This window comes from Pseudomonas fluorescens, assembly GCF_001623525.1.
GTDB lineage: Bacteria > Pseudomonadota > Gammaproteobacteria > Pseudomonadales > Pseudomonadaceae > Aquipseudomonas > Aquipseudomonas fluorescens_Q.
Genome location: NZ_CP015225.1, coordinates 2,012,905 through 2,031,183 on the forward strand (window position 1 = coordinate 2,012,905; position 18,279 = coordinate 2,031,183).

Annotated in this window: 18 protein-coding genes; 6 read left to right on the forward strand and 12 right to left on the reverse strand. The window is 62.0% G+C overall.

The genetic code is table 11. The annotated features are described in order from the left end of the window. Window positions 1-4: 4 nt before the first annotated feature. The 4 genes from TK06_RS08550 to TK06_RS08565 are packed head-to-tail and all read right to left on the reverse strand — an operon-like array spanning window position 5 to window position 4,044. Complete coding sequence (locus TK06_RS08550) at window positions 5-886, reverse strand: branched-chain amino acid ABC transporter permease (protein WP_063321714.1); 882 nt, start codon at window positions 884-886, stop codon at window positions 5-7. After that, window positions 883-1,653, reverse strand: coding sequence for an ABC transporter ATP-binding protein (locus TK06_RS08555; RefSeq protein WP_063321715.1), 771 nt, complete (start codon window positions 1,651-1,653; stop codon window positions 883-885). The genes TK06_RS08550 and TK06_RS08555 overlap by 4 nt, the downstream gene beginning before the upstream one ends. Then, window positions 1,650-2,621 carry an AMP-binding protein gene (locus TK06_RS08560; RefSeq protein ID WP_063321716.1) on the reverse strand — a complete coding sequence of 324 codons (972 nt, stop codon included), beginning with the start codon at window positions 2,619-2,621 and terminating at the stop codon, window positions 1,650-1,652. Before TK06_RS08560 ends, TK06_RS08555 begins: the two co-directional genes overlap by 4 nt. A gap of 4 nt (window positions 2,622-2,625) precedes the next feature. After that, complete coding sequence (locus TK06_RS08565) at window positions 2,626-4,044, reverse strand: LLM class flavin-dependent oxidoreductase (protein WP_063321717.1); 1,419 nt, start codon at window positions 4,042-4,044, stop codon at window positions 2,626-2,628. A gap of 369 nt (window positions 4,045-4,413) precedes the next feature. Here TK06_RS08565 and TK06_RS08570 point away from each other — a divergent pair, with 369 nt between their 5' ends. Further along, a complete protein-coding gene (locus TK06_RS08570; RefSeq protein WP_063321718.1) occupies window positions 4,414-5,634 on the forward strand; it encodes a multidrug effflux MFS transporter in 1,221 nt (406 codons plus the stop codon). Between the two features lie 43 nt (window positions 5,635-5,677). Here the strand turns inward: TK06_RS08570 and TK06_RS08575 are convergent, their stop codons facing one another. The 7 genes from TK06_RS08575 to TK06_RS08605 form a co-directional block, all read right to left on the reverse strand. Then, a complete protein-coding gene (locus TK06_RS08575) occupies window positions 5,678-6,883 on the reverse strand; it encodes a DSD1 family PLP-dependent enzyme (RefSeq protein WP_161951750.1) in 1,206 nt (401 codons plus the stop codon). A 185-nt stretch (window positions 6,884-7,068) separates the two neighbouring features. Next, window positions 7,069-7,953, reverse strand: coding sequence for an alpha/beta fold hydrolase (locus TK06_RS08580; protein WP_063321720.1), 885 nt, complete (start codon window positions 7,951-7,953; stop codon window positions 7,069-7,071). Beyond that, the gene (locus TK06_RS08585; RefSeq protein ID WP_063321721.1) at window positions 7,940-8,845 is read right to left on the reverse strand and encodes a DMT family transporter; all 906 of its coding nucleotides are present in this window, start codon (window positions 8,843-8,845) and stop codon (window positions 7,940-7,942) included. Before TK06_RS08585 ends, TK06_RS08580 begins: the two co-directional genes overlap by 14 nt. Before the next feature lie 5 nt (window positions 8,846-8,850). Then, on the reverse strand, window positions 8,851-9,462 hold the full coding sequence (locus TK06_RS08590) for a flavodoxin family protein (RefSeq protein WP_003200650.1): 612 nt from the start codon (window positions 9,460-9,462) through the stop codon (window positions 8,851-8,853). Window positions 9,463-9,465: 3 nt separating this feature from the next. After that, complete coding sequence (locus tag TK06_RS08595) at window positions 9,466-10,149, reverse strand: iron-containing redox enzyme family protein (protein ID WP_063321722.1); 684 nt, start codon at window positions 10,147-10,149, stop codon at window positions 9,466-9,468. Window position 10,150: 1 nt separating this feature from the next. Continuing rightward, window positions 10,151-10,696 (reverse strand): hypothetical protein, encoded by a 546-nt coding sequence (locus tag TK06_RS08600; protein WP_063321723.1) that lies wholly within the window; start codon window positions 10,694-10,696, stop codon window positions 10,151-10,153. Between the two features lie 8 nt (window positions 10,697-10,704). Further along, window positions 10,705-12,057 carry a phenylacetate--CoA ligase family protein gene (locus TK06_RS08605; protein ID WP_063321724.1) on the reverse strand — a complete coding sequence of 451 codons (1,353 nt, stop codon included), beginning with the start codon at window positions 12,055-12,057 and terminating at the stop codon, window positions 10,705-10,707. A gap of 639 nt (window positions 12,058-12,696) precedes the next feature. Here TK06_RS08605 and TK06_RS08610 point away from each other — a divergent pair. From TK06_RS08610 to TK06_RS08620, 3 genes are all read left to right on the forward strand, one after another. Next, window positions 12,697-14,178, forward strand: a complete 1,482-nt coding sequence (locus tag TK06_RS08610; protein ID WP_063321725.1) for an anthranilate synthase component I family protein — start codon at window positions 12,697-12,699, stop codon at window positions 14,176-14,178. Continuing rightward, a complete protein-coding gene (locus tag TK06_RS08615; protein ID WP_063321726.1) occupies window positions 14,175-14,759 on the forward strand; it encodes an anthranilate synthase component II in 585 nt (194 codons plus the stop codon). Before TK06_RS08610 ends, TK06_RS08615 begins: the two co-directional genes overlap by 4 nt. An 80-nt stretch (window positions 14,760-14,839) precedes the next feature. Next, window positions 14,840-15,658 (forward strand): autoinducer binding domain-containing protein, encoded by an 819-nt coding sequence (locus tag TK06_RS08620; RefSeq protein ID WP_063321727.1) that lies wholly within the window; start codon window positions 14,840-14,842, stop codon window positions 15,656-15,658. Here the strand turns inward: TK06_RS08620 and TK06_RS08625 are convergent. Then, the gene (locus TK06_RS08625; RefSeq protein WP_063321728.1) at window positions 15,597-16,610 is read right to left on the reverse strand and encodes an AraC family transcriptional regulator; all 1,014 of its coding nucleotides are present in this window, start codon (window positions 16,608-16,610) and stop codon (window positions 15,597-15,599) included. The two genes, TK06_RS08620 and TK06_RS08625, sit on opposite strands and share 62 nt — an antisense overlap. Before the next feature lie 203 nt (window positions 16,611-16,813). On the opposite strand from TK06_RS08625, the gene TK06_RS08630 reads away from it, so the two are divergent. Beyond that, a complete protein-coding gene (locus tag TK06_RS08630; protein WP_063321729.1) occupies window positions 16,814-17,665 on the forward strand; it encodes a 3-hydroxybutyryl-CoA dehydrogenase in 852 nt (283 codons plus the stop codon). Then, window positions 17,652-18,272 (forward strand): TetR/AcrR family transcriptional regulator, encoded by a 621-nt coding sequence (locus tag TK06_RS08635; RefSeq protein ID WP_203417415.1) that lies wholly within the window; start codon window positions 17,652-17,654, stop codon window positions 18,270-18,272. Before TK06_RS08630 ends, TK06_RS08635 begins: the two co-directional genes overlap by 14 nt. Window positions 18,273-18,279 lie beyond the last annotated feature (7 nt).

The window sequence follows — 18,279 nt, forward strand, 5'->3', positions numbered from 1 at the left end:
GGCGTCATACCCGTTCAATGATCCGGTCGCCGAACAGGCCGGACGGACGGATGTAGAGGAAGATCAAGGCGAGGAAATAGGCGAACCAGGGCGTGATGCCTCCGCCGATCAGCGGGCCGATGTAGGCCTCGGCGAGGTTCTCGGCGGCGCCGACGATCAGCCCGCCGACGATGGCCCCGCCAATCGAGGTGAAGCCCCCGATGATCAGTACCGGCAGCGCCTTGAGCACCACCAGCGAGAGCGAAAACTGCACGCCCTGGCGCGCGCCCCAGAGCAGCCCGGCGACCAGCCCGACCACGCCGGCCACGGCCCAGACAATCTGCCAGATGCGGTTGAGGTTGATGCCCAGCGACAGCGCCGCACGGGTATCGTCGGCCACGGCGCGCAAGGCAACACCGATGCGGGTCCTGTTGAACAGCAAGGCCAGCACCGCCACCGTCAACGCTGACACCCCTGCGGCGATCAGGTCGAACTGGCTGATCATGATCTCGCCGACGAACAGCGGGACGTCCTCGATGCCCAGGTCCAGCGCGCGCACCTGGGCGCCCATCAGCCCTTGGGCGAGGCCTTCGATGATGAACGACAAGCCGAGGGTGGCCATGAACAGGGTAATCTGCGAACGGTTGACCAGCGGCCGCAGCACCAGGCGCTCGATCAGCAACGCGCCGACGATCATCACCAACACCGTCAGGACCAACGCCAGGGCAAAGGACAAGCCCTGCTCGCGCAAGCTGACGAAAGTCAGCGCGGCAAACAACAACATGGCGCCCTGGGCAAAGTTGAACACACCGCTGGCCTTGTAGATCAGCACGAAACCAATGGCCACCAGTGAGTACAGGGTGCCGGCCAGCAATCCGCCGATCAGCGTTTCCAGAAAAAAGTTCATGGGTGCGACGCCCCCAGATAAGCGGCGATCACCTCGGGATTGACCTGGACCTCGGCCGGCGAGCCGTCGCCGACCTTGCGTCCGTAGTCCAGCACCACCACATGGCTGGACAAGCCCATGACCACCTGGATGTCGTGCTCGATGAGAATCACCGTGGTGCCAAGATCGCGATTGATGTCGGTGATGAAACGGCTCATGTCCTGTTTCTCCTCGGCGTTCATGCCGGCCATCGGCTCGTCGAGCAACAGCAGGGTTGGCTGTGCAATCAGTGCCCGGCCCAGCTCCACGCGTTTCTGCAGGCCGTAGGCCAGGCTGCCCACGGCGACGTCGCGCCAGGCCTGCAGTTCGAGGAATTCCAGCACCCGCTCGGCACGCTCGGCAAACGCCCGAGCCTCGCGCCGGGCACGCGGCAGGCCGAGGGCCTGTTCGAGAAAGAACGTGCGTTGGAAGCGAGACAGGCCGGTGAGCAGGTTGTCCACCACGCTCATTTTCTTGAACAGCGCATTGTTCTGGAACGTCCGGCCGATACCGAGCCGCGCCGCCTTCAGCGGATGCGGGCGGTGCAACGGTTCGGCGGCGAAGAACAACTGGCCGGCGTCGGCCCGGTAGACGCCGTTGAGGATGTTCAGCAGCGAACTCTTGCCCGCGCCGTTCGGCCCGATCAGCGCGCAGATTTCGCCAAGCTTTACGCTGAACGAAAGGTCGGAAATCGCTTTCACACCCCGGAACGACAGCGACACGTTGCGCACCTCCAGCAGTGCACTCATGCCGCTCGCTCCAGGTACTCCTGCAACCACGATTGAGGTGCCCGCCCTTGCCGTACGACGTGTGCGGGAGCACTCGGCACCTCGATCCGGCGCAGCCGCTGGAAGCCGAGCAGGTGCCGCACCCGCGCCTTGAGCCAGCGTCGCAAGCCACGCCGCGGATCATCCAGGGTCCATTCGCACAGGCGCCTTCGCCAAGTGCCTGGAAGTGGCAGGCGAGCTTCGATTTCCGCCGCCAGGGATTCGACTCGCACGGCAGACAGCAACAAGGCCGTCGGGGCGATCTCGCGGCGATCGCGACTGGCTGACTCGCGGGTTTCCGGAAATGCCAGGCCTTCTCCGCCGTCCAGCCAACGACTGAACAAATGGGTCAAGCCATCGCGCCATTCGGTGCCTTCGTCGACCCATACCACCGCGTCCTCGGCGACCTGGGCCCAGCCCTGGCGCTGTGCGGTCGGCGCCTCGGTGACGAACAGCACCGACAGCGACTGCACTTGCCACAGGCCGCGACTCGCTGCGTTAGCCTGGGCCGAATACAGCCGCAGCGGCCAATCCTCATCCAGGCCACACTGCAGCCAGTGCGATACGCTTTCGCGGCGCTGGACAAAGGCGAACGTCGGACGGGCCAGGCGTAACTGGCGCTGTAGATCCTCACCACGGCTGTCGCGGTCGATCACCACGCTGTACCCGCCCAGTTGGCGCGCGGCCAGTGCCAGGATCAACAGGCTCGGCTCGAAGGCACCACTGAGCGCCAGCCGCGCGCCTGGGGCAAAGCCCTGCTGGCGCAAGCCATCGCACACACGCTCGACCTCGCGCTGCACATCGATCCACCGCCAGGCTTTCCAGATGCCGAGACGCCGATGGCGCAGGGCGATCTGCGTCGGTCGCTCCCTGGCCCAGCGTTGCAAGGCCACCAGGGCACCGTCAGTCACGCTTTCGGGCAGAGGCGAATTGAGTTCGTAGACACTCATGGGCTTACTCCTCGCCGGCCAAGGCCGGCTCAGCGAGGCGAGTGCGCCGGGCCAGGCGACTCAAGTCCCGATAGCCGGCGCCAGGGTGGTTGGCGGGCAGTCGCGGGCCGTCGCCGAACAGCTTGTCGCGCAAGGTGCCGGGGCGGTATTCGGTCTTGTACGCACCGCGCTGTTGCAACTCGGGCACCAACAGTTCAACCACATCGCGGAAGGTTTCATGGGCCAGGGCATAGGCCAGGTTGAAGCCGTCCACATCGGTGTCCTCGACCCAGGCCTGCAACTCGTCTGCCACCGTTTGCGCACTGCCGACAATCAACGGGCCAAAGCCGCCGATGCCGACCCAGTCGGCCAGTTCCTGGACGGTCCACTGCTTGTCCGGATCGGCGGTAGAGAAGGTTTCCACCGCCGACTGGATGGCGTTGGTGTGGATGTGCTTGAGCACCTGGTCGGGCCGGTACTGACCGAAGTCGATACCCGTCCAGCCAGAGATCAGCGCCAACGCGCCCTCGTAGCTGCTGTAGGACTTCAATTCTCGCCACTTGGCCTGGGCCTTGGCATCGGTCTCGTCGACGATCACCGTCTGCAGATTGAAGATCAGCACCTTGCGCGGATCGCGCCCGGCTTCGGCGGCACGCCGGCGAATATCGGCCACGGTCTTTTTCAGGATCACCTTGGACGGTGCAGCGACAAACACACATTCCGCGTGCCCTGCGGCAAAGTCCTTGCCACGGCTCGACGCCCCGGCCTGGTAGAGCACCGGCGTGCGTTGCGGCGACGGTTCGCAGAGGTGGATGCCCGGCACCTGGAAGTGCTTGCCCTGGTGACGGATCTCGTGGACCTTGCTCGGGTCGCTGAAAATGCCGCGCTCACGGTCGCGCACCACCGCGCCCTCCTCCCAACTGCCTTCGAACAACTTGTAGAGCACCTCCAGGTATTCGTCGGCATAGTCGTAGCGCGCATCATGATCGCTCAGCGCCTTCTGCCCGAGGTTGCGCGCCCCACTGTCGAGGTAAGAGGTGACGATGTTCCAACCGATACGCCCCTTGGTCAGGTGGTCCAGCGTGGACAGCCGGCGGGCGAAGGGATACGGGTGCTCGAAGGTCAGCGAGGCGGTGAGGCCAAAACCCAGGTGTTCGGTCACCAGCGCCATCGGCGTGATCAACGCCAAGGGATCGTTGACTGGCACTTGCGTCGCCTGGCGGATGGCCGCATCGCCATTGCCACCGAGCACATCGTAGATACCAATCACATCAGCGATGAAGATGCCGTCGAACTTGCCGCGCTCCAACAGCTTGGCCAGGTCGGTCCAGTAATCCAGGTCCTTGTACTGCCAGGCGCGATCCTTGGGATGCCTCCAGAGACCAGGCGACTGGTGACCGACACAGTTCATCTCAAAGGCATTCAAACGAATTTCACGTGGCATGGGAACTCCTGCTCGATAGATTCAGCACCACTTCCCGGTGCTTCCCACTGTTCTATCAACATGAATCATGCCAAGTAATAACTCGTTTAATTACAATTAGTTAGATATACATCCAGGTAAAGGAAATGCCTGCACGGGGACAACCTTGTTGATCAACTGTCCGGTAGCAGACAGTGCCTAGGTGATTCGTATGAGCCTCTGAAGGCCCAATCACTCCTCATTCCTGCCGGGGAATCCGCATCACGATATTTAGCTTGACGCACGAGATTATGATCATCATATTTGGCAAGAATATTACGATCATCATGCGAATAGCCCACAACGCCACGAGCCGCAGACTCAGCTATCCACTAGCACAGGAGAGGATGTATGGAAGCCAGAACTTCATTGGCGATTACCGCTACGCAACCGCACGCCTCCACACAACCATTGACCGGCAAAGTCGTGGCGCTGCTTGCAGGCCTGGCGGCGATCAGCATGCTGTCCACCAACATCATCCTCCCGGCGTTCGCGGAGATCGGCAAAGACCTGGGCGTGACCGCTCGCGAGCTCGGCCTGACGCTGTCCAGCTTCTTCATCACGTTCGCCTTGGGCCAGCTGGTGGTCGGGCCGCTGGCCGACCGCTACGGGCGCCAGAAACTGGTGCTCGGCGGCCTCTCAGTGTTCGTGGTCGGCACCGTCATCGCCGGCCTTGCCACCACCCTTGATGTGCTGATCGCCGGACGCGTCGTCCAGGCGTTGGGCGTGTGCGCAGCCTCGGTGCTGTCCCGCGCCATCGCACGGGATCTGTTCGAAGGCGAGACGCTGGCCCGCGCCCTGTCGCTGACGATGATCGCCACTGCCGCGGCGCCGGGTTTTTCGCCGCTGGCCGGCAGCGTTCTGTCCGTCACGCTCGGCTGGCGCGCCATCTTCATCCTGGTGGGACTGGCCGCCGTGGTACTGGCCTTTTTCTACGTACGCGACCTCGGAGAGACCCACCCTGCCGATCGCCGGGCGCCGCACTCGGCCAAGAGCGTGGTGCTCGCCTATGGCAGATTGGCGCTGGACAAGCGCTTCATCCTCCCTGCCCTTTCAATGAGCCTGCTGATGAGCGGCCTGTTCGCCTCCTTCGCGGCGGCGCCCGCCATCCTGATGCAAGGTATTGGCCTGACCTCGTTGCAAACCGGCCTGTATTTCGCCGCTACGGTATTCGTCGTGTTCGCAGCCGGCATGGCGGCCCCGCGCCTGGCGCATCGTCATGGCGCCCGAATCGCCACACTCGTGGGCATTGCCTGTGCCATGGCCGGCGGCGGCCTGCTGCTCGTCGGCCCAGCCGCGCCTGGTCTTGGGTGGTATGCCCTCTCGATGATCACCTTCCTGTGGGGCATGGGCCTGGCCAATCCGCTGGGCACGGCAATCACCATGGGGCCTTTCGGCAAGGAAGCCGGGATGGCCTCCGCATTGCTGGGCTTTCTCTCCATGGGTGCGGCTGCTCTGAGCACCTGGCTGGCCTCGGTCTTGAGCTTCGCGCCGGTCACGACGCTGGGTGGGATTCAGACGATGGCCTGCCTGGTGGCGCTGGTGCTGTTTCTGTTGCGGGGGCGTCTTTGAGGACGCTTTCTCGGCCAAGCCAAAAGCTCGCCTCCTGCGCCAATCAGTACACCGGCCAGGTTTCAACAATCTTCCCACCGCGCACGGCCAGCAAATCACCAAATTGCAGCAGCACGGATTCAGTCTGGGTCGGCCGTAAAAACACCTGGTCCTCCACGTTCAACCCTACGGCCAGGGAGCCGTTGACCATTTCCTGATTGGAGCTGCGACCATAGAGCTCATTGCTTTGCAGCCCCTTGGGAGACTCGAACTCGGCCATCCAGTTACCGCCGTAGAGGAAGAATGTTGCGCGCTGGTTAGGGTCCCACCAGGAGAACAATCGGGACTTGTCATCCAGGGCTGGGAAATTGACGGGGCCAGTGCTCTTTAGCACCGGCGTTGCGATAAAGGCCGCCGGCACATGCTCGACCAGCGATGGCAGGTCGTAATGGGTCGGCTTGAGAAACGCCGTTCCCACCGAAACCTCGCTGCTCAAGCGTTCCTGCTCATGTATACCGTAGCTGGGGCTACCGGCCGTATTGAGCGTGAGCCCTTCGTGCCAAAGCGCAGGGAAGTGTTCACGCAGGTAATTCACATGGCCGTTGTAAATGACCATCACCTTGTCGAACAACGCCTGGGACGAACCGAGGACCCTGGGCACGCCCATGCCGACAAACGGGTCATACCCCATGAAGCCTGAAAATTCGAGCTGCTGCGGATGCGCACTGATCAGCGTCAGCATCTCGCCTAGCACCGCGTGGTCAGCGACTCCGCCGCGATGCAGGCCGACATCCAGCTCGATATTGACCCGCATCCGGATGCCCAGGCCTTGCGCCAACGCCAGGTAATCCATCAGCCGCCGGGGGGTATCGAGCAGCCATTGCAGTTGCCTGGAAGGGTCAAAGGTGCCCTTGTGAGTTTGATAAAACAGCTCGGCCGAGCGCACCGGCAAAGGCTTGCCGAGCAAGAGGTCGGCCTCGGGAAAGGTCACTGCATCCTGATTGAGGAACGGCTGGTGGAACGACATCAGCCGCTGGCTATCGGTTCGTTTGGCGATATACGCCAACAACCCCGGTGACGGCAGGGACTTCTCCACCAGGCGCAAGTGTTTGCCGGCACGTTTGACCGATTGCATGACCACATTGATGTTGTGATCGAGCCCATCGAGGTCGATCAGCATCACCGGCCGCATCGGCCCATGGACCTTCAGTTCCTGATTCAGCTTGTGGAAGTACTCGTTGTAGGGGCTGCCCCGATCGCTCGGACGCAACAGCGCCCCCGCCCCGACCATCAATGCACCCACTCCGGCGGTGCCGAGCATAAAGGTTCTACGATTCATCAGGACGCTCCCTCTGCGTGCGCAGTCAGGTGCACGTTACGGCAGCGCTACCCGACTGTTGAGGCTATGGGAGGTCAGAAAGGGGACTTTGGCGGCCAGGCTTTGATCGAATCCGGCTAAACCCTGGACGTTGCAATGAACCCTGTGATGGCCGTCACCACATCGGCGCCCCGTTCAAGATAGGGCACATGCCCGCAGTCCTCGATGAACTCGCCGCGTGCATCGGGCAGTTGCTTGAGCAGGTTGTCCAGGGTCGCCGGCAGGAATACCTGGTCATGCCGGCCCCAGATCACCAGCGTCTTGGCAGCGATCTGGGGCAACCGTTCGAGCAGCACGTCCAGGCCTTCGCGACGGAAATCCTCGACGACACGCTGCACAGCGGCAAACCTCGACCTGCCGCTGGCCGCCATGGCCTGGGCCAAGCGCCCTCCTACCTCGGGCGGCGCCTGGAACACCAGGCTCCAGAAGCGCTTCATCTCTTCGACCGTACGATAGCCAAACACCGTGCCCGCCCCTTGCAGGCTGGCTTTCAATGTGGGGCCTAGCGCTTGCTCGCCCAGACCGGCAGGCGCCAGCAAGACCAAGTGACTGACACGCTGCGGGTGTTTGGCGGCATACAGGCCGGCCACGCATCCACCCAAAGAGCTGCCGACCAGCACGAAGGGGCCCTCGACGAGTGTATCCAGCAGGCCTTCGAGTTCCGCCAGCATTGCCAGGGGACCAAAGCCGGCACCCGCCTCGTACACGGATTGGCCATGCCCCGGCAAGTCGACGAAAACGCAGTGGTGATGGCGCGCCATGCCGAGCATCGCAGGGCCCCACTGATCCTTGCTGGCGCCCAAGCCATGGAGCATGACCAGCGTCGTCCGCTGTTGCCGTGCAGGGCTTTGCAGATAGGCCAGGCGTCCATGTTTACCGGTGTGCCAGCGCAGTTTCAAACCGAACTGCCAGCGGTGGACCAGGCGCAAAGTGCCGAGCAGCAATCGATCAACGCGGTTCATCCGCCACTCCTTGTCCTTTGCTACCGGCCTTGAGGAAGAATCTTGCCGGCAGGCGCAGTTGGCATAGCGCCACGCCTGACAGCGTCAACACGGCACCGATCACCAGGCGCTGGCTGAAACCTTCGGCGAGCATGACCTGGCTGACAACGATCGCGAACACCGGCACCAGAAGCAGGTACGGGCTCAGTTGCTGCATCGAGTTGCGGCCGAGTAACCAGAACCACAGACCGAACCCCAGCAGACCACCACTGAGTGCGGTGTAGAGCACCGCCCACCACGCCTGGGCGCTGGCCGTGTAGACGCGTGTCCATTGCTCGCCTTCCTGGACGAACGACCACAGCAACAGTTGCGGTGCGGCGATGACCGCCGTCCAGGCACTCAAGGCCAGCGGATCCAGTGGCCCGAGACGCTTGGTCAACACTGACCCGGCAGCGAATGCCAAGGCCGCCAGCGCCACCAGCAACATGCCGATGAACGTCCCGCCCGCCGATGGCGTAGCCAGTAGCACCAGGACACCGGCGAACGCCAGCACGATGCCCGCCAGGAGCCGCAGTTTCAGGACTTCCCCCAATAACGCGAATGCCAGGACGAGGGTAAACGGTGCCGCCAATTGATAAATGATCGCCGAGGTAGAGGCGTCTACCCGGGCGATACCGCAATACAGCAAACCGAAATGCAAGGTCCCGGTAATCGTGGCGATCAGGGCCACGGACGCAAACTGTTCACGTTTGACGCGCTTGAGCAGCGGCAGGAGAAACAGCGCCATGATCGCGTAGCGCATGGCGACCATGAGGATAGGCGGCAACTCGGCGCCGCCGATTTTCACTGCAGTGACCTGCGCGCCCCAGAGAAACGCGACCAGTAACGCGAGCAATGAGTCTTTCAATGGCATGACAGTTATCCCTTCTGAAATTGAATGGGCCGCAGGATTCTTTCCGGCTTGCCTGTCGCAAGGGCTGGGGGGTTAAGTCGACAGTGATGCTCGCAGAGCCGGTCCAATGTCTCGCGCAGGGCCTGTTCCGCTTCAGGATCGTGGGCCAGTTGGGTCTGGAAGCACGGCGGAAATCCCGAGCCGACCAGAATCATTTTGTTGAGCAGCACGTTCAGCGCGACCTGGGAGAAAACCGCCGTGTGTCCATAGCGTCGGCCGACGACCGCAATTGCCGCGAGTTTGTCGCGCAGCGGACGCTCCCGAGGCCGCAGGAAGCCATAGCCGACTCGCTCCAGAAACGCCTGGAAGCGACTGTTGGTGCCGTAGGCATGCATGACGGGGAGATAGAGCACCGCATCGGCGCGGTCCAGCCGCGCCACCAACTGCCCGACGTCGTCCTGCACTTGGCAGTCCTGGTCGGAACAGGCGTTGTCGGCGTCGCAGTAGTCGATCCGGTAATCCTTGAGCCAGATGTCATCGACCGCGACCTCCTCGCCCAGGTGGCGGCGCACCAGCGCCACCACCCGTGCACTGACACCACAAGGTCGGCTTGACCCGACAATGATGGTCAGATTCATGATTCAGGACGCCTCCCGCAACCCTTCTTCGCCAGCCAGGTAGGCGCGCAAAGCCTCTTCCATCAACTGCCCGGTCAGCCAGAGCGTGACGCGTGCCACTTCCTTGATCTGACGACGATCTGCTTCGGTCTTCACCGCACGCTGCATCGCCATACGCACTTCCTCGGCGTGCTTCTCGTCGATGGTCGAGTGGGCGACGAAGAAGGTCATCTGCTCATCCTTCAAGCCCAGGTCGGCACGGAACCGTTCCAGGATCGGTTGGATGTGCTCGTAGACGTCCTCGGCCCAGTAGCTGTAGCCCAGGCGAGCGATCGGCCCCTTGCGGATGGCCACATCGTTGAGAAAGGCGATCAGTGCCTGGGTCGGCGCCAGGGGCGCCGGCATGGCTTGCGGCAACAGCCCGACCGACTCCAGGTCACGCAGCACCATGCGCTCGTGGCCCAGCTCTTCCAAGGCGTGCTTGTAGACGAAGCGCAACAGCGTCGTTTCCTCTGGATCGGCACTGAAGGCGCAGGCGGCCTGGTTCACCGAGTTGTAGCGGGTGTAGTGGTAGACCTGCAGCATGAGCTGTTGGTAGAGGGCTGGCGGCGTTGGGTTGTCCAGGCTGAATTTCCAGTAGGCGCCCTGCTTGATCTGGGCCCAGCCCGCGTCGACGATAGCGTCGAGTTCCTTGAAGAATGCTTGCATTTCAATTGGCTCCTTTAACATTGAGGTAAACACTTTCGAGTTCCAGGTACACGAGGCTGTAGCGCCGCTCGACCTGTTCCCCGGTCCAGGTAACGTCATCCACCAGCACGCGCCCGCCCAGGCCGACATAGAGCGCAGCCAATTGGCCGCGGCACAGTGCCGAGATGAATCGCAGGTGAGTGTTGGCTTTCAGCCAAATGGCCGCTTGCAGGAGAAACATGCACAGGTGCCGACCGCCGCGGTATCGCTCGTCCAGCACCAGGCGATTGGCATCGAAGGCATCCGTCGATTGTTCGAAATAGGCCTGCACGTCGACCGCTCGCTCGACGAAGCTCAGGCCATGACCCAGCGGCGTGACGCGCAACGTCCCGACCACTTCGTCCTTGTCCAGGTAGACCAGGTGATAGGACAAGGCGTCGCGCACCTGCTCCCTTCGCTCGAAGTCGTCCTCCCGTGCCGGGTTGGTCCCCAGGTAGCGACTCCTGAGTTGCCTGACGGACTCGAACAGTTCATTGGCGTTGTCAATCACGCGAACAGACAGGCTCATCGCTGACCTCACTGGCCTTGACGCTGATCGACGATGCGCGCTTCTTTCCAGCTGAACCAACTGCCAAGGTTCACATGCTCGGCCAGATCGCCCACCACCATGACCGTGGCATCGACCCCAAGCCGTTCGCGCAGGCGCTCCTTGATCAGCAGCACCAGACGTCCACGATCGCCTTCGAAGAAGCGCGACATTTCCAGCTTGGCGATGACGGTGTCGCGATCATTGGCGCGACTGAGGATGATCTGGTAACCAAGGCATTGTTCGACGCCTTCAAGCAGCGCCTGCTCGATCTGTGCGGCCGAGAAGGCGCGATCGTTCAGTTGCACGGCATCCTTCACCCGACCGACGACCTTGACGGTCTGGCGCATCGATTGCGCATAGCCGGGGCGCGACTGGATCGAGACCAGATCGCCCGTGCGGTAGCGAATCAACGGCTTGCTGCCGGGAATCAGCATGGTCACGCACAACTCACCGTCGCCGGTGCAGCCCAGGCTTTCCCCGGACTTGGGATCGAGCACCTCGATGATGTAGTTGAGGCGATGCGGCACCAACTGGTCGTTGGCGTTGCAGGCCGCGATGATCATCGCTTCCTGGGAGCCATACAGGCTGTTGTAGGCCTGCGCACCCCACAGGCTGTAGAGGTTGTTCTTCAACGCAGGGGTGCACAGCTCGCCGCTCATCATGAACGCGCGCAGGGCGAAGTCCTCGCGTGGGTTCAAGCCTTGGCGCTCGGCTTCCTTGGCCATGGCCAGCAAGAGCCCCGGCGCCGATGCGAGCACGCCGATCCGCAGGTCCTTGAGCAGTTGCAGTGCCTTGGGCCAACCGATCACCGGTGAGTGCGGCCAGATCTTGGCATTGCACAGGTCGAGCTGGGTGCAGACATCGCCCAGGGTGTCACCGAAGGAATGGACCTCGGTAGGTCCCATGATGCCGACCACGGTCTTTTCGCCTGGGAAATGCTTTTCGATCACGGCCTGGTAGGCCATGGCCAGTTGGCGATTGCTCGCGTAGCTCTCCTTGCGGTCTCGCGGGCATGGCGTGGCGGGCCCGGTGGTCCCCGTGGTCTCGTAATAGAAGATGCTGTCTTCCAGCGGGCCGGACAAAATGTCGAAGCCTGCTTCGCGCAGATCATCCTTGGTCGTGAATGGCAAGGTGGCGAGGTCATCCAAGGTCAGCGAACGCTCGTCGACCTGGGCAAGGTGCCTGGAATAGAACGGCGAGGACCGCTTCACGTGGCCGACCACTTCCCGCAACTGTGCCTGGTGCCAGGCCGCCAGCTCGGCGTCGCTGAGGACGTCGGTCCAATAGGCATGATGAATCGGATCGTACCGCTTCTTGAATGTCTCTAAATGCTCTTTCATTTCAGCCGCTCAGGTTTGATGGGTTACTGGAACTCAACGGCCGCTACGTTAGTAACAGAACTTATAAATACCCAGCTGCGCTATCTCGCAGTTGTGCGCGCACGAGTTTCTTGTTAAAAGCACGCGCGGTTACATACGCGTAGGGATAGCTCTGTCGACATTCAGAAATGAATGAAAGATTAATATGCCCTCAGCAGTTGACAGGCCCCAGGGCACGCTGGTAATTTCGCCGCACTGCCCATTATTCCCGCAGTGCTTAGCCAAGACTGGGATGTCTAAAAATGTACTATCACCTTTCTGCTATCAGTTCCTCCCACAGCTATCCCGACAGCTGTTCCCGGGCCATTCTGGCCATCTTCAAAAGCAATATCTGGCGTCGCTAATCTAGCGAAGACCGGAGCCTGTCTGCTGCCTGCCAGCAACGTCCTGATCTTTCCCCTCTGAAATCGAAGGCGCTCGCGCCTTGTGTCCTGCGCAACAATTGGCTGCAATCCATTGCAAGCTTTTTAGTGCGCGCGACATGAACAGCGTCCGTCCCGTCTATTCAGAATATCCCTCAACACGTATTTAAAGTGCCTGCGCGCTTTATATTCCCGTGGCGCTCTCTTAATCGAGCGCCTGAATCGTTACACCTTGAATATGGTATTAACCGTGAATAAAAATTTAATTGGCGTGAATGTTCTTCGCCGTGAAGAACGTCGACCTACGGATGCACTTGGCATATATGCAAATGCACGGGAACAACTGGGTCGCGAGTCTGTTTTCATTCTTGAATCACTGTCCGGCCCAAGCCGTGATCGCCGGGCGACGATCGTCGGGCTCGAACCGCTTTTCGAAGTGCGTATCGATGAGGGCCAGGCCCAACTGCGAGGCTGCGCCGCCCTGTGTGAACATTTGTCCGCCAGCCTGCGGCAAGCGGGCATGCAGGTCGATCCGGAACACAAGATCCATCTACCCGACAGCGAGGCTGCGTGGAACCTGCTCCGGGCGATCCAGGCAACGTTCCAACCGGCGTCCAATGCCCCTTCCAGCCTGGCCTTCTTCGGCTATTTCTCCTACGACTGCGTTCGCCTGATCGAGCGACTTCCCGATCTGGCCAAACAGACCTACGACTACCCGCTCATTGCCCTGTCGGTCTATCAGACCCTGGTTTATTTCCACAGCAATGGCATCGTCGAAACCCTGATCAATAACCACGATCTCTGGTCGCCCCGCACGTTGGAGGACTACCCCTTCCTGAGCTCAACCCCGGCATCCGAGGCGCTGGCCCCGCTACCGTACCCCGAGGGCTTCGAGGAAGAGCGCACGGTGACCCCGGAGCAATTCGTCGAGCGTGTCGAAGTGGCGATGGAGCACATCCGCGCCGGCGACGTCTACCAGATCCAGCTCGGTCATGAGATTCGCATCCGCTCGCAGGTTTCGCCGTTCGATGTGTACCAGAACCTGCGCCTGCGCAACCCTTCCCCCTACATGTACCTGGCCCACGTAGGCGGCATCGACCTGATCGGCGCCAGCCCCGAGCTATTCGTCAGGATCAAGGACGACTTGATCGAGATGCGCCCGATCGCCGGCACCGTGGGCAAGAAGCCTGGCGTCGATCCGACTCAGTTGGTCCTGGAGCTGACCCGCTCCGAGAAGGAGCGCGCCGAACACCTGATGCTCATCGACCTGTGTCGCAACGATATCGGTCGCGTGTGCCAGGCCGGCTCGCTGGAGGTCGATGAGTTCATGCTGGTGGAAGAGTACTCGCACCTCTACCACATGGTGTCGAACGTTCGCGGCCTGCTGCGCCCGGGCCTGGATGCCTTCGACGTGATCAAGGCCTCGTTCCCCGCGGGCACCATGTCCGGCGCGCCCAAGGTCAGGGCGATGGAGTTGATCGAGGGGATGGAAAGCAACCGCCGGGGCATTTATGCCGGGGCCCTGGGCCTGGTCGGTTTCGATGGCAGCGTCAACACCGCATTGTGCATTCGCTCGACGGTCTTCGATGAGGGTACGTACCACTTGCGTGCATCCGCCGGAGTGGTGGCCGATTCGGTGCCAGAGCTTGAGTGGAAAGAGACGCTGTACAAGATGGGTTCCGTCTATCGGGCAGTGACCGGCCAGGAGATCGCACTGTGAAAGTATTCTTGATCGACGCCTATGACAGCTTCGTCTTCATCATCAGCCAATACCTGGAACAACTGGGGCTGGAAACCCACGTCGAGCGTCACGACGTACCGGACCTCATCCAGCGCATTGAAGCGTTCTCACCGGATTTCTGCGTGCTGGGCCCTGGGCCTGGGCATCCGGCCGATGTGGGCTACATCGAAGTGATCAGGCACTTTCAGGGACGCCTGCCGCTGCTGGGTGTGTGCCTGGGTCACCAGGCCATCGGCCTGGCCTTCGGTGCCCAGGTTTGCCGGGCTCCTCACGTGATGCACGGCAAGGTGAGCACAATCGAGAACGACGGCAAGGGCGTCTATGACCACACCCAGGCACAGGCGATTCGGGCGACCCGCTACCATTCGTTGATGATCAGCGAGCAGCCGTTACCCGACTGCCTGGAGATCACATCCAGATCCACGGACGACGGCTATGTCATGGGCGTGCGCCATCGCCACCTGCCGGTGGAAGGCGTGCAGTTCCACCCTGAAAGCATCCTCACCGAAAACGGCCTGGACCTGTTCCGCAGCTTCATCCGGTGTCACGTGCACAAGTGATCCATCCGGAAGGGGCATGCGCCCCTTCCTTCCCCGTACTGCGACTGCGTCATTCCTGCTACAACGAGAGCGATCCGTTTATGGACAAACACCACTCCCCCGCCTGCGGCCGGACCCAGGCCGAGCGTGCCGCTACGCTGGCCGCCTTCACGAGCCTCGCCAAGGATGCCAACCGTTGCGATTGGGAGCGCCTGCTGAACAAAGTGCTGCGCCAACTCGGCTTCGGCAGCTACCTCATCAGCCTCGGGCCGGCAACGCCGAGGGATACCGACCCTCTCGCTGGCCTCATCACCACCTTTCCCAAACGCTGGCTGGAACACTACCGCTGTGATGGGTTGATCGAGATCGACCCGATACTCAGGCACTGTCGACGCGAGCTGGTGCCGCTTTTCTGGGACAGCGAACGACGGCGCGCCCGGGGACGCTCCCGGCATTTCTGGGAGCAACGCGAGCTACACGGCCTGCGCAGCGGCGTGAGCATCCCACTGCGCTACGAAATGCTCAGGGGAACCTTGAGCGTGGCCTTCGACGACACACAGATCACCGAACAGAAGGGTTTTTCCAACCCTGCCGTCTACCAACTGTTCATGCTCATCCCCTACCTGCTCGCCGGGATACGACATCAATTGCAACGGCCTGCCCAACCGCGCCAGGACCTGACGCCCAAGGAAATGGACTGCCTGTACTGGGCCAGCGAAGGCAAGACCACCTGGGAAATCAGCCACATCCTGACCTGCTCCGAACGCACCATCGACTTCCACCTGCTCAATGCGCGACGCAAGTTGGGCTCGGTAAGCCGCCAACAGGCCGTCAGTGCTGCGGTGGCTTGTGGGTTGGTCATGCCGACCGTTGGAAGCGTGCACGATAGCGACCGGGGCTTTCGCCGGTCCATTTCTTGAAGGCACGATGGAAGGCGCTGGGCTCCTGAAAGCCAGTCTGCTCGGCGATGTCACTGATGCTGCTGCCGGTCTGGCGCAGCAGCTCGACGGCCAGCCCACGGCGGACCTCGTCCTTGATTTCCTGGAACGAACTTCCTTCGCGCTCCAAGCGTCGACGCAAGGTGCTGGGGCTCATCCGCAGGTCACTGGCGAAGGCTTCCAGGGTGGGCCACTGGCTGTAATGGCTGTGGCGCAGGCACTGATGAAGCCGGGTAGCCAGGCCATGCTGATTGCGAAAACGGATCACCAGCCATTGGGGCGCACTGCGCAGAAATACCTTGAGGGAGGCCAGGTCTTGAACGACTGGCAAGCGCAGGTAGCGGCTGGCAAATTCGATTTCCGTGCGCTCGGCGCCAAAGCTGAGGTTGGGCCCCCAGAGCAACGCATCGTCACTGAGGGACAGGCGCGACTGACGAAAGTCCGCGCGATCGATGGGAATGCGCCGCCCGCCCAGCCAACACAGCAGGCTGATCATCAGCACAAGGAAGGTTTCCTCACCAAAACGGCGGGCATCGGGATCCACCGAGCACGTCTGCAGACTGATCACCGCCCGCTTGCCGCGCACGCTGAGACTGCCGCGAAAATCCCGCAGGAACAATCCGAAGTTGCCCAGGCACTGGCGCAGGGCCTTGCCCAGATCGGGTTCCTGAATCAACCCCCGGCAAATCAGGGCAAAACTGCCGACCGGCATGCCGTGGGAATCCAGCTGGAAGAACTCGTCCTGCAGTTCACGAATCTGGATCAGCCACAAAGCGGCAAAAGCGCTCGCTGGAACCCGGGCCTCAGGCTGGCCCAGCAACGCCGGGTCGATGCCGGCCTCGGCCAGTATCGCCGCCAGCCGTTGAGGCTGGTCCCGCAGCGCGTGGATCATGGTGTGCACGAAGTAGACCGCGACCGAATCCTTTTCCCGCATAAACCCAGTTTCCCCACTTCCTCGATGGCAAAAAACGCCAGTATCGCTGAACAGTTATGGCATAGGCCCACCCAACGGCGACCTCTAGACTGGCGGCATTAAGGGGCCACGGCGCACCATCTGTCGAGCCCCACCAGCGGATCGCGTCCAGGGCCGGCCAGTGGCTGCACGCTGGGGCGCGCTTGAAAAAGGAAACACCCCACATGCATCTGCATACTATCGGCGTAATCGGCGCCGGCACCATGGGCAACGGCATTGCACAGGTCTGCGCCCTGGCCGGTTTCGAAGTGACCTTGCTGGACATTTCCACCAGCGCCCTGGAAAAAGCCCTGGCCACCGTGGCCAAGAACCTCGACCGGCAAATCGCCAAGCAGACCCTGAGCCAAGCGCAGAAAAACCTCGCCCTGGACAAGATTCGCACCAGCACCGACTACGCCAGCCTGGCCGGCGCACAACTGGTGATCGAGGCCGCCACCGAGAACCTGGAATTGAAACTGCGACTGCTGCAACAGGTCGCTTCTCAAGTCGGCAGCGACTGCGTGATCGCGTCCAACACTTCCTCGCTCTCGATCACCCAACTGGCCGCCGGCGTCAGTCATCCAGAGCGCTTTATCGGCCTGCACTTCTTCAACCCGGTGCCGGTGATGGGCCTGATCGAGGTGATTCGTGGCCTGCAGACCCACGACGCGACCCACGCCCTGGCCCTGGAAATGGCCCGGCGACTGGGCAAGACCGCGATCACCGCCGGCAACCGCCCAGGCTTCGTGGTCAACCGGATCCTGGTGCCGATGATCAACGAAGCCATCCTGGTCTTCCAGGAAGGCCTGGCCAGCGCCGAAGATATCGACGCGGGCATGCGCCTGGGCTGCAACCAGCCCATCGGGCCGTTGGCCCTGGCCGACCTGATCGGCCTGGACACCTTGCTGGCAATCCTTGAGGCCTTCTACGAAGGCTTCAACGACAGCAAATATCGCCCCGCTCCATTGCTCAAGGAAATGGTCGCCGCCGGCTACCTGGGACGCAAGTCCGGGCGGGGTTTCCATGCCTATGGCTGAGCGTTGCTCGCGCTTCGCCGAAAGCCGGGACAAGGCCTTGGAACTGTTCGCCAGCAAGGGCTTCGGCCAGGTCGGCATGCGAGAACTGGCGAGCCACCTGGGGCTGACGCCCGGCTCGCTGTATCACCACTACCCAAGCAAACAGCACCTGCTGGCCGACCTGATCGAGGAGTTTTTCGAAGAACTGCTGGCCACGCTCGGACGCATTGAACAGCAACCCCGGGACAAGCGCGGCAACCTGCAACGGTTGATCCGCGCCCACCTCAAGCTGCACCGGGAGATGCCCTGGCATTTTCGCCTGGTGGAGCGCGACAGCGGGTGCCTCAACCTCGAGCAACAACAGCGGGTGCAGCATTTACGCGAGCAATACGAACGGCGGCTGTTGCTGATGTTGGGAACGCCTCGGCGCCTCCCCTCCCGGGCAATAGCCGCAGCCGGCCACGCCATTGCCACCCTGCTCAACAGCGCGCCCAGTTGGCTGGCGCACCAACCCCTGGAGCAGCACGAACACGATGAGTTGCTGGAGAACCTGCTCGCTGGCGCCATAGAACGGCTGTTGGCGTCCAAGGTCGCCGCCGAACCGACATTGCGCGTCACCGCGGCCTGAGCCAAGC

Coding starts and splice junctions, on each gene's coding strand:
- TK06_RS08585 (WP_063321721.1), bottom strand. CDS start 8,845: ATGCCATTGAAAGACTCATTGCTCGCGTTACTGGTCGCGTTTCTCTGG.
- TK06_RS08625 (WP_063321728.1), bottom strand. CDS start 16,610: ATGCGGGAAAAGGATTCGGTCGCGGTCTACTTCGTGCACACCATGATC.
- TK06_RS08560 (WP_063321716.1), bottom strand. CDS start 2,621: ATGAGTGTCTACGAACTCAATTCGCCTCTGCCCGAAAGCGTGACTGAC.
- TK06_RS08600 (WP_063321723.1), bottom strand. CDS start 10,696: ATGAGCCTGTCTGTTCGCGTGATTGACAACGCCAATGAACTGTTCGAG.
- TK06_RS08595 (WP_063321722.1), bottom strand. CDS start 10,149: ATGCAAGCATTCTTCAAGGAACTCGACGCTATCGTCGACGCGGGCTGG.
- TK06_RS08555 (WP_063321715.1), bottom strand. CDS start 1,653: ATGAGTGCACTGCTGGAGGTGCGCAACGTGTCGCTGTCGTTCCGGGGT.
- TK06_RS08550 (WP_063321714.1), bottom strand. CDS start 886: ATGAACTTTTTTCTGGAAACGCTGATCGGCGGATTGCTGGCCGGCACC.
- TK06_RS08580 (WP_063321720.1), bottom strand. CDS start 7,953: ATGAACCGCGTTGATCGATTGCTGCTCGGCACTTTGCGCCTGGTCCAC.
- TK06_RS08630 (WP_063321729.1), top strand. CDS start 16,814: ATGCATCTGCATACTATCGGCGTAATCGGCGCCGGCACCATGGGCAAC.
- TK06_RS08570 (WP_063321718.1), top strand. CDS start 4,414: ATGGAAGCCAGAACTTCATTGGCGATTACCGCTACGCAACCGCACGCC.
- TK06_RS08610 (WP_063321725.1), top strand. CDS start 12,697: ATGGTATTAACCGTGAATAAAAATTTAATTGGCGTGAATGTTCTTCGC.
- TK06_RS08565 (WP_063321717.1), bottom strand. CDS start 4,044: ATGCCACGTGAAATTCGTTTGAATGCCTTTGAGATGAACTGTGTCGGT.
- TK06_RS08620 (WP_063321727.1), top strand. CDS start 14,840: ATGGACAAACACCACTCCCCCGCCTGCGGCCGGACCCAGGCCGAGCGT.
- TK06_RS08590 (WP_003200650.1), bottom strand. CDS start 9,462: ATGAATCTGACCATCATTGTCGGGTCAAGCCGACCTTGTGGTGTCAGT.
- TK06_RS08635 (WP_203417415.1), top strand. CDS start 17,652: ATGCCTATGGCTGAGCGTTGCTCGCGCTTCGCCGAAAGCCGGGACAAG.
- TK06_RS08605 (WP_063321724.1), bottom strand. CDS start 12,057: ATGAAAGAGCATTTAGAGACATTCAAGAAGCGGTACGATCCGATTCAT.